The sequence below is a fragment of the Bacillus sp. FSL M8-0049 genome (assembly GCF_038593355.1).
Lineage (GTDB): Bacteria > Bacillota > Bacilli > Bacillales > Bacillaceae > Bacillus > Bacillus safensis.
This window is the reverse complement of sequence record NZ_CP151986.1, coordinates 2,049,969-2,065,601: the sequence shown is the minus strand read 5'-3', so window position 1 is coordinate 2,065,601 and position 15,633 is coordinate 2,049,969. Positions and strand designations below refer to the sequence as shown.

The following is a 15,633-nucleotide window of genomic DNA, read 5'->3' as shown; positions in this document are numbered from 1 at the left end:
AGTCGTTTTAACTAAGCTGTGTAGGTTTGGACCAAGGAGGTTATCGAAATGACAGAGGAAATGAATCAAATCGATGTTCAGGTACCAGAGGTTGGAGATGTAGTGAAAGGAATTGTTTCTAAAGTTGAGGACAAGCATGTTAATGTAGATATCGTCAATGTGAAACAACCTGGTATCATCCCAATCAGTGAATTATCAAGTCTTCACGTTGAAAAAGCATCAGATGTCGTGAAAGATGGCGACGAATTAGAGCTTAAAGTAACAAAGGTCGAAGACGATGCTTTGATTTTATCTAAACGTGCTGTTGATGCAGACCGCGCTTGGGAAGACCTAGAGAAAAAGTTTGAAACAAAAGAAGTATTTGAAGCTGAAGTAAAAGACGTTGTAAAAGGTGGCCTTGTCGTTGACATTGGTGTGCGCGGATTTATTCCTGCATCTCTTGTAGAAGCACACTATGTAGAAGACTTCACAGATTACAAAGGGAAAACACTCTCACTTGTCGTGGTAGAACTTGACCGCGAAAAAAATCGCGTGATTCTCTCGCACCGTGCAGTCGTTGAGCAAGAGCAATTAGACAAAAAGCAAGACTTCCTGCAAAAGCTTGAAGTAGGCAGTGTGATTGATGGTAAAGTGCAGCGGCTTACTGATTTTGGTGCATTTGTTGACATTGGCGGCATTGACGGATTAGTTCACATTTCTCAACTATCCCATGCGCATGTAGAAAAGCCATCTGACGTAGTAGAAGAAGGACAGGAAGTCAAGGTCAAAGTACTTGCTGTTGATCGTGATAACGAACGTATCTCACTATCTATTAAAGAAACATTACCAGGACCTTGGAGCCAAATTGGTGAAAAGGTAAAACAAGGTGATGTGCTTGAAGGAACCGTTCAACGTCTTGTGAGCTTTGGTGCATTTGTTGAAATTCTGCCAGGTGTAGAAGGACTTGTGCATATTTCCCAAATCTCTCATAAACATATCGGCACGCCGCAAGAAGTCCTTGAAGAAGGGCAGACTGTGAAAGTGAAAGTGCTTGATGTGAATGAAGACGAAGAGCGCATTTCACTAAGCATCCGTGATTTAGAAGAAAATCCTGAAAAACAAATCGAAGAGGATTATCGTCAATATCAGGCGAAAGAAGAAAACACAAGCGGATTCCAGCTTGGTGATCTGATCGGCGATAAACTCAATAAACTAAAATAATTTGGTGATCAAAATTGACGCGAGCAGAAAGAAAGAAGCAGCATATTGAGCATGCGTTGTCCACTGGCCAGCATGCAGCAACAGGTTTAGATGATGTTTCCTTCGTTCACGCCAGTTTACCAGATCTTGCGACATCACAAATTGATACACAAACGACAATTGGCGGACTGACTTTCGGTTCGCCAATTTTTATCAATGCAATGACTGGCGGAGGCGGAGAATCCACCTATGAGATCAACCGCTCTTTATCGATCGCAGCGAAGGAGACCAATATCCCAGTAGCAGTTGGATCACAAATGGCTGCACTGAAAGATAAAGAAGAAAGACGAACATATGAAGTCGTTCGTAAAGTCAATCCGGATGGAATTGTCTTTGCGAATTTAGGCAGTGAAGCGACAATGAAGCAAGCTCAAGAAGCAGTCAACATGCTCGAGGCAAATATGCTCCAAATTCATCTGAATGTCATCCAAGAGATTGTCATGCCTGAAGGCGATCGCGATTTCAGAGGGGCGCTTGAGCGGATTGCAGCGATCGTTGAATCTGTTGGTGTGCCTGTTGTTGTAAAAGAAGTCGGGTTTGGCATGAGCAAGGAGACGGCAGGAAAGTTATTTCATGCTGGGGTTGCAGCCGTTGATGTAGGCGGATTTGGTGGGACGAACTTCTCCAAGATTGAAAATCTCCGACGCCAAAAAGCACTTCGTTACTTTGATCAATGGGGAATTCCAACTGCAGCGAGTCTTGCTGAAGTACATACAGCCTTTCAGAATCAAACGATTTTAGCCTCCGGAGGTATTCAAGATGCTCTTGATGTAACCAAATCAATGGCTCTTGGCGCATCTGCTGCTGGTCTAGCTGGATTTTTCTTAAAATCATTGACCAGTGGAGGAGAAAGCGGCCTCATCGCAGATATCATGGAACTTCAAGAAGATATCAAGATGATGATGACAGTGCTTGGCGTGAAGACGATTGAAGAACTGAGACAGGCTCAAGTTGTGATCTCAGGGGAAACAAGTCATTGGCTCAAAGAAAGAGGCGTTGACACAACGTACTATAGTCAGAGAGGCATGTGATATCACATGCCTCAGCGCGTAGACAAACCCTCGCATTCGGTGTCAGTCCTGCGTGCCGGTGCTCACGAATGCCAAATTCGCTCCGCCCCGGTACTCGCCCTTCCTAGGGCTGCAAAGGTTTTCTATCACGCTGAAAAGAAGACAAAGATCCAAAATAAAGAACATTTTAGCCCTTTGTCAATAAATCTAAGGCATGTGATTATCACATGCCTTTTTTTATTGATTTCTTTTTCGAGCGCTTTCTGGACCTTCTAATGCAGTTGCACCTTTATGATGAATGGATTGATCGCGGTCAGATTCCACTCTTTTTGACGCCTTTAAACGTTTTTCCTGTCTATCTTTTCCCATCATGTATCCCTCCTCAGGTTATTAGGGTGTCACCGCTTGTTTATTTCATACAGAGCCGGTAACGATCCGCATGTTTAAAAATTGGAGATTTTCCCATAATGTAATTGAGGTGATGAGGCGTTGGAGGCTTTGTACTATTATTGGTCTATATGGTTCGTTTGGATTATGGTGACATTTATCATGGAAAAAAGTTTGTGGCGCAGCGTGCTGGGCATCTGTGTACTTGTCCATATTATATTCAGTCATATCATGATATCCGTTTTAGATATGAGCATCAATGCGGGATTCTTGATGACTTTTTTATATGCATGTGCTGCTTTCGTCATATATAGGCCTAGTTACCGAATGATGAGAATCATGCAATTGGGCTCGATGGTGAGCGCTTATGCCTTTTTTATGATGTTTGCATTATATGACCCTGTTTGGTTCACGATAATAAAGGTGGATTGGGTCGTATTTGCCCTGCTGATCTTAATGTGTATGACATATGGACAGCCGTTAACGGAAAGAATCACCTTATGGATGATGTCAGTATGTCTCGGCGAAGCCCTTTATGCGCTGACGATTCACCGCCTCACATCATCAATTGTCCTAGGGGATCTCTCTTTTCTTTCCTTCGTTGTACAAGGAGCGGTCTTCCTATTAGGTGTCGATCAGCTTGAAAAGCTCTTAAACGCCCGTTCATCAAGAAAATCAGTAAAAGGGGCTGCAAAATCAACATGACAGACTATACGTTTCCTGTGATTATTGGTGTCATCTTTGGGATGGCGGCCAGACTTTACATGTTAAGAACGGATTACCGGCAATACCCGACGTATATTCATGGACAAGTGATTCACATTGCACTTGGTTTTATTGCGTCAGGATTAGGTGCGATCATTATGCCTGCACTAATTCAGGAGGAATTTACAGCGATTACCTTTCTCACTTTGGCAGCCACACAATTTCGAGATGTCCGAAATATGGAAAGAAATACGTTAACCCAAATGGATTCGTATGAGCTTGTCTCACGAGGCAGTACATATATAGAAGGCATTGCCATTGCCTTTGAAAGTCGAAATTATATTGCCATTCTCACTGCACTTATTACAACGACAGCCTGTATTTTCTTCTCGCTTGTTGTTGGAACAGTAGTCGGTATTCTTTGTTTTTTCATGGCAAAGCTATTAATGTCAGGCAGTCAATTAAAGGATATCGTCAGCATTCAAAAAGGGGAACTTCGCTTTGATGGGGCAGGGCTTTATGTGAATGATATATACATTATGAATATCGGGCTGCCTGAAAAGCAAAAGCTCATTTTAGAGCATGGGATGGGCTTTATCTTGACGCCGAAAAATTTCAACTCTGCTACAACGATTGCCAACCTTGGACAGCGGCAAGCCATTTTATTTGATTTATCAAACGTGCTTGGCGTGTACCGCGATTCTGGTGAACCATCGCTCTGTCCGCTCGCAAAACGTGATCTGAATACCGGTACACTTGGTGTGTTCATATTACCGCAATGGCAGCGTGAAGATTTGGCTGTCCGTGTATTAGAAGAGGTGCCTATTTTAGAAAATGCCATTAGAATGCCGACAGATTTCATTAAAAAGAAAGTGAGGTAACGAGATATGGCGAACACCATTGAACAATTTATATTGGCTGTGGCGACAACTAATAAAGAGCGGGTCATTGGCGGAACAGCGGTTTTTTTCTGTGAAAATAAAGAAGAGCTCGACATGTATGCCATGAATTTAGAGGCCATTTTAGATGGAATTGCACACGGCATTGGAGAAGATCTTTACTTGATTGTCAAACATTTTTAAGTTATTCATTGTGGTCTGATTAAAAATTGATATAATATATAAGTTGAACCCTTCATGTTTGAAGGGTTTATTTCATAAAACTGAATGAAAATTATAAATCCCGGTTGAAACATGATGATGAACATATTGAATCGCGGCTGGATTGAAAGGAAGGGTACTATGGGTAAACCTGTCGTAGCCATTGTTGGAAGGCCCAACGTTGGAAAATCTACAATTTTTAATCGAATCGCAGGCGAAAGAATATCGATTGTAGAAGACACACCTGGTGTAACAAGAGATCGAATCTATAGCTCTGCTGAATGGTTAAATTATGACTTTAATTTAATAGATACTGGTGGAATTGATATTGGAGATGAGCCATTCTTGGCGCAAATTCGCCATCAGGCAGAAATCGCAATGGATGAAGCGGATGTCATTATCTTTATGGTGAATGGCCGAGATGGCGTGACATCTGCGGATGAAGAAGTCGCAAAAATTTTATATCGTACGAAAAAGCCAGTTGTACTTGCTGTCAATAAACTGGACAACCCTGAAATGAGAAGCGATGTGTATGACTTTTATGCACTCGGATTTGGCGAGCCGTTTCCGATTTCTGGAACGCACGGATTAGGTCTTGGTGATCTGCTTGATGCAGTGGCAGAACACTTTAAGAACTTACCGGATACGCAATATGCTGAAGAAGTTGTTCAGTTCTGCTTAATTGGCCGCCCGAATGTAGGAAAATCTTCTTTAGTGAATGCGATGCTCGGAGAAGACCGCGTCATTGTCAGCAACATTGCTGGTACAACAAGAGATGCTGTCGATACGATGTTTACGTACAATCAGCGTGACTTTGTCATTGTCGATACAGCAGGTATGAGGAAAAAAGGGAAAGTATATGAAACAACAGAGAAATACAGTGTACTTCGTGCATTAAAAGCCATTGACCGCTCTGATGTTGTCGCTGTTGTACTTGACGGCGAGGAAGGCATTATTGAGCAGGATAAACGAATTGCGGGCTATGCACACGAAGCTGGTAAAGCTGTTGTCATCATTGTGAACAAATGGGATGCTGTTGAAAAAGATGAGCGCACGATGAAGGAATTTGAGCAAAACATCCGCGAGCATTTTCAGTTCCTTGATTATGCACCTGTCTTGTTTATGTCTGCTCTTACGAAAAAGAGAATTCATACATTAATGCCGTCTATTATCACAGCAAGCGAAAACCATGCAATGCGCGTTCAAACCAATATTTTAAATGATATCATCATGGATGCGGTGGCGATGAATCCAACGCCGACCCATAATGGACAGCGCCTAAAGATTTACTATGCAACACAGGTGGCCATTAAGCCTCCTTCCTTTGTTGTGTTTGTCAACGATCCAGAGCTTATGCACTTTTCTTATGAGCGTTTTCTAGAAAACCGCATTCGAGATGCATTTGGTTTTGAAGGAACACCAATTAAAATATTTGCGAGAGCGAGAAAATAAAAAGGGTGAGCAGGATGAAGAAAATTTCAGTACTTGGAGCAGGCAGCTGGGGAACAGCTCTTGCGCTTGTATTAGCTGATAATCATCATGATGTACACATGTGGGGACATAGACAAGAGCTCATTGATCAAATCAATGAGAAACATGAAAATCATGATTACTTGCCAAATGTCGAACTGCCAGCGTCTATTCAGGCGACAACCGATATGAAGCAGGCTTTAGAGGGGACAGAGGCGGTTATTGTCGCTGTGCCAACAAAGGCCATTCGTGAGGTATTGAAGCAGGCAAATGAGCTGATCTCATCGAAGGTGCCATTTGTCCATGTCAGTAAGGGAATTGAACCAGATACACTTCTTAGAATTTCTCAAATGATTGAACAAGAAGTTCCATCTGAGAAAAGAGAGGCTGTCGTTGTCCTATCAGGGCCGAGTCATGCAGAAGAAGTAGGTCTGCGTCATCCGACAACTGTCACTGTCTCGTCAGAAAACATTGAAGCAGCTCAATTTGTTCAAGATTTGTTCATGAACAATCATTTTAGAGTGTACACCAACCCTGATGTGATTGGGGTGGAAATTGGCGGCGCATTGAAAAATATCATTGCTCTTGCGGCTGGTATCACAGACGGACTTGGATATGGTGACAATGCAAAAGCGGCGCTTATCACTAGAGGACTTGCTGAAATCGCACGTCTTGGCACGAAAATGGGAGGGAATCCCCTTACATTTGCCGGATTAACAGGCGTTGGTGATTTGATCGTGACATGTACAAGTGTTCATTCGCGTAACTGGCGCTGCGGGAATTTACTCGGTAAAGGATACAAGCTCGAAGAAGTGCTTGAAAAAATGGGCATGGTTGTCGAAGGCGTCCGCACAACAAAAGGCGCTTATCAGCTCTCAAAAGAATACAAGGTCAGCATGCCGATTACAGAGGCTCTTTACGGCGTCCTGTTTGAAGGGAAAAAGGTTGACGATGCTGTAGAATCATTGATGGCACGTGTGAAAACACATGAGATGGAAGACCTTGTGAACATGTTTGAAAACCAAACAAAATAAAAGGAAAGACTGAACTTAGGCATGTAGAGGATGCAAGAAGGGGAAGACTTGCATAACATAGCAATGAAGTTTGAATAGAGCTTTGCCTCTACAGAATGAGGAAAATAGTCGATCCAATGACTGAAGCAGAGTCCCCCTCTTTGCTTCAGTTTTTTTATGCGCTTTTTTCTGAATGATTGGAAAAATGATTGATATTTACCTTATTTTTGGTTTAAAATGAAATATAAACGCTTACAATTCGTTCGTTTTGAAGGGGGACAGGCACGATGAGTTTTGCTTTAATCAAGATGTGGTTTGCGCTTGGTTCAATGGGGCTCATGTTTTTAGCTGTAGTAACCATTTATTTCAGCAGGTTTAAGCTGAAAAGCAAATTTCTTAAAATAACGGCCTCGACCGTTGCGTACAGCTTGATGCTGATATCAGGTATCATTGTGTTTTTAGTTGTCTTTAGCGGACCGGTTAATGAATAAAGAAAAAGGAAGAATGTGATGATCAAAGCAAAAGTCAGTGTCACGCTGTTAGCACTTATTTTATTAACAGGATGTCTGTATCCAGAAAATCGCAAAGCTGAGAACCGGGTGCCATACGAAGAGCAGCTGCAAAGTGTACAGACAGCGATTGAGGAATTTCAAAAAGCAACAAATGGTCTTCTGCCTATAGAAACAAAAGAAGCAGACACGCCGGTTTATCAGAAATATGTCATCGACTTTAAGCGCTTGTCACCAAGATATTTACACGATGTACCGTCTACATCTTATGAAGGCGGGGGCGAATATATTTATGTCCTCACAGACGTCGAAAAGAAACCCACTGTGAAACTGCTTGATGTCAAAATGACGCAGACCATCAATGAATTACGGCTTAGAATCAAGGTGTATCAAGATGAACATACATATCCGCCATACGGCAAAGTCGTATCAGCCAATTTATATACGTTAAATGAAAAAAAACTAGGATTAAAATCGCCGCCTGCGGTGATAAGTCCTGTGACAGGGAATTCCCTCCCATTACTGATTTCATCAAACGGTGACATCTATGTGGACTACCGCAGTGATTTTGCTCATATTTTGAAGAATACGAAGCAAAAGCTGAAACCAGGTGAAAACATTCAGGATGTATATTGGCAGGAAACCCCGTTTGTACCCGCGTTTTCTGTCCCATATACCATCAACAAAAAAGGTGAGCCTGCCTTTTTAGAAAAAAAGACGTCATAAACAAGAATGAACCTTTTTCCTCTGCATATAAATGAGGAGAAAGGTTTTTTTATGGCTAAACTTACTCTCAAAACAAAAAGGTGTCATATTCAAATAGGACAACGTCATACACATATATTGTCCAGACACCTTTCAAGCACAGTTTGATTGAAGAATAGAGTATTTCATTTGAAAACGAGGATAGCAAGTCCGGGAGGGGATCACTTGGAAAAAGTCGATATTTTCAAGGATATCGCTGAACGAACAGGAGGCGATATATATTTAGGAGTCGTTGGCGCTGTTCGTACAGGGAAATCTACGTTTATTAAAAAGTTTATGGAGCTCGTGGTGCTCCCGAATATCAATAATGAGGCAGATCGTGCAAGAGCACAGGATGAATTGCCACAAAGCGCAGCAGGAAAAACCATTATGACCACAGAGCCAAAATTTGTACCGAATCAAGCCGCATCAATTCACGTGAGTGACGGCCTTGATGTCAACATCAGACTTGTCGATTGTGTGGGATATACTGTCCCTGGTGCGCGCGGGTATGAAGATGAAAATGGCCCAAGAATGATCAATACGCCGTGGTATGAAGAGCCAATCCCGTTTCATGAAGCAGCGGAAATTGGTACACGCAAGGTCATTCAAGAGCATTCAACAATAGGTGTAGTGATTACAACAGATGGTTCCATTGGAGAAATTCCAAGACATGATTATATTGAATCTGAAGAACGTGTGATTGATGAACTCAAAGAGGTTGGAAAGCCGTTTATTATGGTCATCAACTCTGTGAGGCCATATCATCCTGAAACAGAAGCGCTCCGGCAGGAACTTAGCCAAAAGTATGATATTCCAGTACTCGCCATGAGCGTAGAGAGTATGAGAGAGCAAGACGTACTCAGCGTTCTTCGTGAAGCATTATATGAATTCCCAGTCCTAGAGGTGAATGTGAACCTGCCAAGCTGGGTGATGGTGCTAAAAGAAGATCACTGGCTGAGAGAAAGCTATCAGGATTCAGTAAAGGAAACTGTAAAGGATATTAAAAGATTAAGAGATGTCGACCGTGTCGTTGGTCAATTCAGTGAATTTGATTTTATCGAAAGAGCGGGTTTAGCAGGAATTGAAATGGGTCAGGGGATTGCAGAGATTGACCTGTATGCGCCAGATGATCTATATGATCATATTTTAAAAGAAGTGGTTGGTGTAGAAATTAGAGGAAAAGACCATCTTCTAGAGCTAATGCAAGATTTTGCTCATGCTAAGACAGAATATGATCAAGTATCAGACGCATTGAAAATGGTGAAGCAGACTGGTTACGGGATTGCAGCGCCAGCGTTGTCCGATATGAGTTTAGATGAGCCAGAAATCATTAGGCAGGGATCAAGATTCGGTGTGAGATTAAAAGCGGTCGCTCCATCTATTCATATGATCAAAGTAGATGTAGAGAGTGAATTTGCACCGATTATCGGAACAGAAAAACAAAGTGAAGAGCTCGTCCGCTACTTAATGCAAGATTTTGAAGATGATCCGCTTTCGATTTGGAATTCAGATATATTTGGCCGCTCCCTCAGCTCCCTTGTCAGAGAAGGCATTCAAGCGAAGCTGTCTCTTATGCCGGAAAACGCAAGATATAAGCTGAAGGAAACGCTTGAAAGAATCATTAACGAAGGATCAGGCGGTTTGATCGCGATTATTTTATAGCAAGTGTGACCTCTCATTGATGGGGTCTTTTTTTTGCGTGTAGAATGAGTCATAAAAAGACAATTGTATAAAGATTAGTCAGATTCAGGCTGAAATTAGGAATATTCGTTCGCAAAAGTGCCCTTAATCCTTGACGAATAAGGATTCTTCCCTTTAAAATGCTTGATATGGTATTTCATATGTGTTAATCTACTTACAGAAAATCTTCACTTTGTTGGACAAACATTCCTTCAAAGAGATGTTTTCTAATGAAAAGCCATGTATAACGCTTTCTAGACGCTCTTTTTTTCTGAAAAAGGGTATAGAAAGAAGATGAATTGTGAAGAAATGATAACAATCTACTGAATGCATATTTTTGGGAGGAGGTGAAAGGCATGAACAAGACAGAACTTATTAACGCGGTTGCTGAAGCAAGCGAGTTATCTAAAAAAGACGCGACAAAAGCAGTTGATTCTGTTTTTGATACAATTTTAGATGCACTTAAAAATGGTGACAAAATCCAACTTATTGGTTTTGGTAACTTTGAAGTACGTGAGCGTTCAGCTCGTAAAGGACGTAACCCACAAACTGGTGCAGAGATCGAAATCCCTGCAAGCAAAGTACCTGCTTTCAAACCAGGTAAAGCACTTAAAGACGCGGTGGCAGGTAAATAATCGTTATGTGTAATGATCCTGTTGAAGGAGTTATACATATACAGTTTCACACTGGTCTAGAAAAGCCCCTTTCATAAGGGGCTTTTCCTTTTGAATCAAAAGGTTCGTTTAGAACGCTCTCCTTTGCTTTTAGGATCTGAAGTGTGCTAGAATCTGAATGAAATGTAATCGCCTTTGGAGGATATAATACATGAGTGAAATAAATAAAGAATTAATCGAACACGCGGTACGCGATATATTAAAAGCAATCGGAGAAGATCCGGATCGTGAAGGACTTCTTGATACCCCAAAACGAGTAGCAAAAATGTATGAAGAAGTGTTCTCGGGATTAAATGAAGATCCAAAAGAACATTTTAAAACCATTTTTGGCGAAGACCACGAAGAACTCGTCCTTGTAAAAGATATTGCTTTCCATTCAATGTGTGAACACCACCTCGTGCCTTTCTACGGGAAAGCCCATGTCGCTTATATTCCGCGCGGCGGAAAAGTAACAGGACTAAGTAAGCTGGCAAGAGCTGTCGAAGCCGTGGCAAAACGCCCGCAGCTTCAGGAACGCATTACATCAACCATTGCAGATAGTATGGTGGAAACACTTAATCCGCATGGCGTGATGATTGTCGTTGAAGCAGAGCATATGTGTATGACGATGCGCGGAGTGAAAAAGCCAGGCGCTAAAACAGTGACTTCAGCAGTCCGCGGCACATTTGCAAATGATGCAGCCGCAAGAGCAGAAGTGCTTTCCTTTATTAAAAACGACTAATTCAATAGATGGAAGGTGAACAAAATGAGTGAAAATAAAGCATCTGATTTTGTGGTGATTAAAGCCATTGATAATGGTGTAAACGTCATCGGCCTAACAAGAGGCTCTGATACAAGATTTCACCATTCCGAGAAACTCGATAAAGGTGAAGTGATCATTGCACAATTTACTGAGCATACGTCAGCGATCAAAGTAAGAGGCGATGCTGTCATTCAAACAAGCTTCGGCGAAATTCAAAGCGAAGCAAAGAAATAAAGAACTTGTAGCACTTGATAGCATAAAAGTGAGAGCTGATATGGTATAATAAATCTCTATACAATGTGCAGGTCTACATATGAAACTGTAATTTTTGGGACAAGGGTGATATCTTTGCAAGACATCTACGGAATTTTATCTAATCTAAATATAAAATTAAATAAAAAGCTTTCTCATCCTTATTTGGCGAAGCATTTACGCGCACCACTCATCGATGAAGATAAGCTCCTTCTTTTTCATGCAATGTTTGAAGAAGCTCAAATCGATGCAGAGAAAAAAGAAAATTATATTTTAACGGCGATGCTTGTGCAAATTGCCCTTGATACCCATGACGAAGTCACAACTGCTGCAGCCATCAAGCAAGACGAATTCAAAAATCGTCAGCTGACCATCCTGGCAGGAGACTATTTCAGCGGTCTCTATTATTCTCTTCTCTCTGACATGAAAGACATTTATATGATCCGCACGCTCGCTACGGCGATCAAAGAGATCAATGAACATAAAATTAGACTGTATGACCGGTCCATTCAAGATGCAGCGCACTTTTACAAAAGTGTAGCTACAGTTGAATCTGCGCTTTTCCAAAGGATTTCTGAGCACTTTCAATTAACGCATTGGAATGAGATTGCAAGTCGTTTTCTTGTTTATAAACGCTTCATGAAACAAGCAGAAAATGACAAACATTTAAAACTTTTTTTGAACGATCGTTATACGGACGCCTATTCGTGTTTTGACAATTTTGAGAATGAAGGCTATGAAAAGGCCAAACGACCGATCAAGGAGCATCTTGTGTCATCTCCGGTCGTTCAAAAAGAGCTATTAAATCGCTTGGATCATATGAAAAATGAGCCTGCGTACCATCAGAAAGTGGAAGAAGGGTAAGTCATGCAGCAATCAAAAGAACAGCGAGTACACGGTGTATTTGAAAAAATTTATAAAAACTACGATCAAATGAACTCTGTCATCAGCTTTAAACAGCATAAGAAATGGCGCGATAAAACAATGAAGCTCATGAATGTGCAAAAAGGCTCTAAAGCATTAGATGTATGCTGCGGGACAGCCGATTGGACAATTGCGCTTGCAGATGCTGTTGGAGAAAAAGGCGAGGTCAAAGGCCTTGATTTCAGTAAAAACATGCTGAGTGTTGGAGAAACGAAGGTGAAGACTGGGGGCTACAATCAGATTGAATTGCTTCACGGCAATGCGATGGAGCTTCCTTTTGAAGACAACTCATTTGATTATGTCACCATCGGTTTTGGACTTAGAAACGTTCCTGATTATTTAACTGTGCTAAAGGAAATGACAAGAGTAGTGAAGCCTGGCGGAATGGTTGTCTGTCTTGAGACATCACAGCCTGAGATGATCGGTTTTAAACAGGGCTACTACATCTATTTCAAATACATTATGCCGCTCTTTGGTAAACTGTTTGCCAAAAGTTATCAGGAGTATTCATGGCTTCAAGAATCAGCCAAAACGTTCCCTGGCATGAAAGAGCTGGCGGCTATGTTCGAGGAGGCCGGGTTGTCTGATGTCTCGTATCATCCATTTACAGGCGGTGTAGCAGCAACACATATCGGAAAGAAGCTTTGAATAAACGATATTTGGGTGAAGATAATGAAACTAAAAGCAATGATCTCTTTTTTAAATCATGATATCGATATAATTGAAAAAGAGCTTGAACAAACCGTTCGCTCTGATTATGCATTGTTAAGTGAAGCAGGTCTTCATTTGCTGCAAGCGGGCGGAAAACGAATCCGCCCCGTTTTTGTTCTCCTTTCAGGCATGTTTGGTGACTATGACATTAATAAAATTAAATATGTTGCCGTTGCCCTCGAGCTGATTCATATGGCATCACTTGTTCACGATGATGTCATTGATGATGCAGAGCTGAGAAGAGGCAAACCAACGATAAAGGCAAAATGGGATAACAGAATTGCCATGTACACAGGGGATTATATGTTTGCGAGATCACTTGAATACATGACAAAAATCAATCACCCAATGGCACATGAAATTTTGTCAAAAATGGTCGTTGAGCTTTGTCTTGGTGAGATAGAGCAAGTGAAAGATAAATATAATATGGATCAAAACCTCCGTACATATTTAAGAAGAATCAAACGAAAAACAGCTTTGCTCATTGCAGGCAGCTGTCAATTAGGCGCCATTGCAGCAGGAACAGATGAAAAAACACATAAAGCCCTCTATTGGTTTGGATACTATGTCGGCATGTCCTATCAAATCATTGATGATGTCCTTGATTTCACATCAACTGAAGAAGAGCTGGGCAAGCCTGTCGGAGGAGACCTTTTACAAGGGAATGTCACACTCCCAGTCTTATATGCACTGAAAAATCCGACACTAGAAGGCCAATTGAAGCTGATCAATAGTGAAACGACGGAGAAGCAGCTGAAGCCTGTCATTGAAAGCCTCAAACAAACAGATGCGATCGACCGCTCGATTCGAGTGAGTGAAATGTATTTAAAAAAAGCTTTTGAACAGCTCGACAAACTTCCTCGAGGACGAGCGAGAACGTCCCTCGCCTCCATTGCAAAATATATTGGGAAACGAAAATTCTAATCAACGTGATGTTGATTGGTTTTTTTGTGAAATTTTTTGTCAAAAATTGATTATTATAAAAAAAAATGATACGATCACTTTGTAACAATGTAAGCCTATACATACATAACGACGGGGTGGAAAACGTATATGGACAAAACATTTCTTATGGTCAAACCTGATGGTGTGGAAAGACAATTAATCGGTGACATTGTGTCAAGATTCGAAAAAAAGGGGCTTCAGCTTGTTGGTGCAAAACTAATGAGTATACCAAAGGAAGTAGCAGAAACACATTACGGAGAGCATAAAGAAAAACCATTTTTCGGGGAATTGGTTGACTTTATTACGTCAGGACCTGTATTTGCAATGGTATGGCAAGGTGAACAGGTAGTAGACGTAACAAGACAGATTATCGGCAAAACAAATCCAAAGGAAGCGCTTCCAGGAACAATAAGAGGAGACTATGGATTGACTGTTGGGAAAAACATTATCCATGGGTCTGACTCACCAGAAAGTGCTGAAAGAGAAATTAACTTATTCTTCAAACAAGAAGAACTCACAAGCTGGGATCAAACCATCTCAAGCTGGATTTATTAAGATTCAAGCCAAGGTGTTCATCTAATGGGCACTTTGGCTTTTTTTTATATTGAACTTTCTGCACGAAATTTCTCATGAGAAGATACAAATTTTCGATAAAAACAGCTATACTAGGACAAAGATAGATGAGACAGGAGAGGACATTGATGGATCCATATCAAGTATTTGTTGGAAAATGGAAAAAACTAACCGGGGTTGATCTAAATTTATATAAAGAAGCACAAATGAAACGGAGATTAACATCACTTTATGATAAAAAAGGATATAGAGATTTTGAAGCATTCGCGGCCGCGCTTGAAAAGGACAGAGCATTATTAGATGAGACGATGGACCGCATGACGATAAATGTGTCAGAATTTTACCGAAACTATCAGCGCTGGGAAGTACTTGATCAAAAAATTCTGCCGCTGCTTTCGAAAAATGGCGGCACCTTAAAGATTTGGAGTGCAGCATGTTCGACAGGAGAGGAGCCATATACACTCTCCATGCTGCTATCAAGCCATCCTCTTGTGAAAGACTTCCAAATTATTGCCACTGATATTGATGATAAAGTTCTGCAGTCAGCTCAAAAAGGCAGATATCATGAACGCTCTCTGCAAGAGGTGCCAGATCATATCAAGCAAAAATATTTCACAAAAGAAGATTCTTCATTTTACACTGTGAAGGATGAGGTTCGAAAGCATATTCAATTTAAGAAGCACAACCTTTTAGCAGATCCATATGAAAAACAGCTTGACCTCATCGTCTGCCGAAATGTACTGATTTACTTTACTGAAGAGGCAAAAGAAGAAATTTACTTAAAAATGAGCAGCAGTTTAAAACAAAATGGCGTATTATTTGTTGGTTCTACAGAGCAAATTTTTCACCCAGAAAAGTTTGGACTGACATCTGCTGATACTTTCTTTTATCAAAAGAAGGGTATGTAGCTGACTTTTTAGTAGCAAGTGTGTTATTATATTTTTACTTAAAA

The 15,633-nt window shown here is 41.1% G+C and carries 19 protein-coding genes; 18 read left to right on the top strand and 1 reads right to left on the bottom strand.

From position 1 onward, the window contains the following. Positions 1 to 48: 48 nt before the first annotated feature. Complete coding sequence (gene rpsA / locus NSU13_RS10505; protein WP_024422818.1) at positions 49 to 1,200, top strand: 30S ribosomal protein S1; 1,152 nt, start codon at positions 49 to 51, stop codon at positions 1,198 to 1,200. A 14-nt stretch (positions 1,201 to 1,214) separates the two neighbouring features. Next, a complete protein-coding gene (fni, locus tag NSU13_RS10500; protein WP_065214679.1) occupies positions 1,215 to 2,270 on the top strand; it encodes a type 2 isopentenyl-diphosphate Delta-isomerase in 1,056 nt (351 codons plus the stop codon). A gap of 216 nt (positions 2,271 to 2,486) precedes the next feature. Here the strand turns inward: fni and NSU13_RS10495 are convergent, their stop codons facing one another. Further along, complete coding sequence (locus NSU13_RS10495) at positions 2,487 to 2,618, bottom strand: YpzI family protein (protein WP_064497540.1); 132 nt, start codon at positions 2,616 to 2,618, stop codon at positions 2,487 to 2,489. Between the two features lie 180 nt (positions 2,619 to 2,798). Here NSU13_RS10495 and NSU13_RS10490 point away from each other — a divergent pair, with 180 nt between their 5' ends. The 16 genes from NSU13_RS10490 to NSU13_RS10415 all read left to right on the top strand — a co-directional run bounded on the left by NSU13_RS10490 (position 2,799) and on the right by NSU13_RS10415 (position 15,589). Further along, a complete protein-coding gene (locus NSU13_RS10490; RefSeq protein ID WP_034280415.1) occupies positions 2,799 to 3,341 on the top strand; it encodes a hypothetical protein in 543 nt (180 codons plus the stop codon). Continuing rightward, positions 3,338 to 4,222 carry a YIEGIA family protein gene (locus NSU13_RS10485; protein ID WP_024422816.1) on the top strand — a complete coding sequence of 295 codons (885 nt, stop codon included), beginning with the start codon at positions 3,338 to 3,340 and terminating at the stop codon, positions 4,220 to 4,222. Before NSU13_RS10490 ends, NSU13_RS10485 begins: the two co-directional genes overlap by 4 nt. 6 nt (positions 4,223 to 4,228) lie before the next feature. After that, entirely contained in the window at positions 4,229 to 4,423 is a 195-nt protein-coding gene (locus tag NSU13_RS10480) for a hypothetical protein (RefSeq protein ID WP_008344527.1), read from the top strand. Between the two features lie 159 nt (positions 4,424 to 4,582). Continuing rightward, the gene (gene der / locus NSU13_RS10475; protein ID WP_034280419.1) at positions 4,583 to 5,893 is read left to right on the top strand and encodes a ribosome biogenesis GTPase Der; all 1,311 of its coding nucleotides are present in this window, start codon (positions 4,583 to 4,585) and stop codon (positions 5,891 to 5,893) included. Between the two features lie 14 nt (positions 5,894 to 5,907). Then, complete coding sequence (locus NSU13_RS10470) at positions 5,908 to 6,945, top strand: NAD(P)H-dependent glycerol-3-phosphate dehydrogenase (RefSeq protein ID WP_024428086.1); 1,038 nt, start codon at positions 5,908 to 5,910, stop codon at positions 6,943 to 6,945. Positions 6,946 to 7,211: 266 nt separating this feature from the next. After that, complete coding sequence (locus tag NSU13_RS10465) at positions 7,212 to 7,415, top strand: DUF2768 domain-containing protein (RefSeq protein ID WP_034280421.1); 204 nt, start codon at positions 7,212 to 7,214, stop codon at positions 7,413 to 7,415. Positions 7,416 to 7,433: 18 nt separating this feature from the next. Beyond that, entirely contained in the window at positions 7,434 to 8,159 is a 726-nt protein-coding gene (locus tag NSU13_RS10460; RefSeq protein ID WP_041117833.1) for a hypothetical protein, read from the top strand. 204 nt (positions 8,160 to 8,363) lie between these two features. Further along, positions 8,364 to 9,842: a stage IV sporulation protein A gene (gene spoIVA / locus NSU13_RS10455; RefSeq protein WP_008344534.1), complete on the top strand. Its 1,479-nt coding sequence runs from the start codon at positions 8,364 to 8,366 to the stop codon at positions 9,840 to 9,842. Positions 9,843 to 10,216: 374 nt separating this feature from the next. Continuing rightward, complete coding sequence (hbs, locus tag NSU13_RS10450; RefSeq protein WP_003215863.1) at positions 10,217 to 10,495, top strand: non-specific DNA-binding protein Hbs; 279 nt, start codon at positions 10,217 to 10,219, stop codon at positions 10,493 to 10,495. 190 nt (positions 10,496 to 10,685) lie between these two features. After that, positions 10,686 to 11,255: a GTP cyclohydrolase I FolE gene (gene folE / locus NSU13_RS10445; RefSeq protein WP_003215789.1), complete on the top strand. Its 570-nt coding sequence runs from the start codon at positions 10,686 to 10,688 to the stop codon at positions 11,253 to 11,255. Between the two features lie 24 nt (positions 11,256 to 11,279). Beyond that, a complete protein-coding gene (gene mtrB, locus NSU13_RS10440) occupies positions 11,280 to 11,510 on the top strand; it encodes a trp RNA-binding attenuation protein MtrB (protein WP_008344541.1) in 231 nt (76 codons plus the stop codon). Between the two features lie 114 nt (positions 11,511 to 11,624). Next, entirely contained in the window at positions 11,625 to 12,392 is a 768-nt protein-coding gene (locus NSU13_RS10435) for a heptaprenyl diphosphate synthase component 1 (RefSeq protein ID WP_061109295.1), read from the top strand. A 3-nt stretch (positions 12,393 to 12,395) separates the two neighbouring features. Continuing rightward, entirely contained in the window at positions 12,396 to 13,100 is a 705-nt protein-coding gene (locus tag NSU13_RS10430; protein WP_342489509.1) for a demethylmenaquinone methyltransferase, read from the top strand. A 24-nt stretch (positions 13,101 to 13,124) separates the two neighbouring features. Then, positions 13,125 to 14,087 carry a heptaprenyl diphosphate synthase component II gene (hepT, locus tag NSU13_RS10425; RefSeq protein WP_061109294.1) on the top strand — a complete coding sequence of 321 codons (963 nt, stop codon included), beginning with the start codon at positions 13,125 to 13,127 and terminating at the stop codon, positions 14,085 to 14,087. 129 nt (positions 14,088 to 14,216) lie between these two features. Beyond that, positions 14,217 to 14,663, top strand: coding sequence for a nucleoside-diphosphate kinase (gene ndk, locus NSU13_RS10420; protein WP_024422808.1), 447 nt, complete (start codon positions 14,217 to 14,219; stop codon positions 14,661 to 14,663). Between the two features lie 146 nt (positions 14,664 to 14,809). Continuing rightward, positions 14,810 to 15,589: a protein-glutamate O-methyltransferase CheR gene (locus NSU13_RS10415; RefSeq protein ID WP_061109292.1), complete on the top strand. Its 780-nt coding sequence runs from the start codon at positions 14,810 to 14,812 to the stop codon at positions 15,587 to 15,589. Positions 15,590 to 15,633 lie beyond the last annotated feature (44 nt).